The sequence below is a fragment of the Kitasatospora putterlickiae genome (assembly GCF_039527695.1).
GTDB classification, from domain to species: domain Bacteria; phylum Actinomycetota; class Actinomycetes; order Streptomycetales; family Streptomycetaceae; genus Kitasatospora; species Kitasatospora putterlickiae.
Genome location: NZ_BAAAKJ010000325.1, coordinates 4,471 through 5,856 on the forward strand (window position 1 = coordinate 4,471; position 1,386 = coordinate 5,856).

Sequence of the window (1,386 nt, forward strand, 5' to 3'; positions counted from 1 at the left end):
GAAGACGGCGGCGGCGGCCGCCAAGGCCTGAGCCGTTGACGCAGCACAGTGGGCCGGCCGGCCCGGAGGAGGACGACGACCACGGGCCGCCGGACTGGTTCGCGGCCGTGGCCGAACCGGAGCCCGAGCCGGAGCCCGAGCCGGAGTACGGGTCGGAGCGCGGGCCGGGGCCTGCGACCCGGCGTGCCGTGGAACGCCCGGCGGACGTGGGGGAGCTCGGGCTGGTCACCGCCTCGGAGCTGCCGTCGGGGCGGCGCCGGCGCCGTTCGGCGCTGGCGGCGGAGCGGCCCGATGACGGACGGGCCGCCGAGGGGGACGGGGGCGACGGAGCGGGGGCGGCCGGTCACGGGGGTGCGGCCGCCCCCGCCCCGGCGTTCCCGGCGGAGCGGCCGAGGCGGCGCTCTGGCCGCTCCCGGCGCGGGGCCGACCGCGACGGTGCGGACCTTCCGGACGGCCTGGACGATCCGGACGATCCGGACGGCGCCTCCGGGCGGTCCGGTGCCGGCACGGCCCGGCGGGGCCGGGCCGAGGAGCCGGCCGACCCCGAGGGCCGGGCCCGGGACATTTGCCTGCGCCTGCTCACCGGCGCGGCCAAGACCCGCAAGCAGCTCGCCGACGCCCTGCGCAAGCGGGAGATCCCGGACGAGGTCGCCGAGGAGGTGCTGACCCGGCTGGAGGAGGTCGGGCTGATCGACGACGCGGCCTTCGCCCGGGCCTGGGTGGAGTCCCGGCACAGCGTCCGGGGCCTGTCCCGGCGGGCGCTGGCGCAGGAGTTGCGGACCAAGGGGGTCGCCGGGGACCTCGCCGAGCAGGCCCTCGCCCAGCTCGACCCGGACGACGAGACCGAGGCCGCCCGCGCCCTGGTCGAGCGCCGGCTGCGGACCACCCGGGGCCTGGAGCGGCAGACCCGCACCCGCCGGCTGGTCGGCGTGCTCGCCCGCCGCGGCTACTCCGAAGGGCTGGCCTTCCGGGTGGTCCGGGAGGCGCTGGACGAGGAGGAGGCCGGGGCCGGGGACCACGGCGCGGCGTACGGGGACACGGGGTACGGGGACTGACGCCCGGGTCACCGGGGGTTACCCGGCGGTTGGTCAACTGCCTGGCCAGTCTTGACCGTTTCGTAACCCGCGCTTAGCCTCGCACTCAGTGCGGGAGCACGTCGATCATCCCTCGGCCATCCCCGGCCGCGCTCCCGGCCATGCCTGCGGCCCGGCGGTTCCGGGCCGGCCGCGCGAGGGTCCCGGGCGGAGTGCCGCGGCGGGACGGGGAGTGGGCAGCATGAGGATCGCGGTGAGCGCCGGATCGGCCGCCTCCTTGCTGGCGGCGGTCGTGCTGGCGGCCCTGACGACGGCCTGGCTGCTGGCCCGGAGGTTCCGCGGCGAGCGGCGC

1 protein-coding gene is annotated in these 1,386 nt (G+C 78.8%); it reads left to right on the forward strand.

What is annotated here, in order from left to right:
- Positions 1-35: 35 nt before the first annotated feature.
- Positions 36-1,055 (forward strand): regulatory protein RecX, encoded by a 1,020-nt coding sequence (locus ABD308_RS30790; RefSeq protein WP_425554889.1) that lies wholly within the window; start codon positions 36-38, stop codon positions 1,053-1,055.
- The last annotated feature ends 331 nt before the right edge of the window (positions 1,056-1,386 follow it).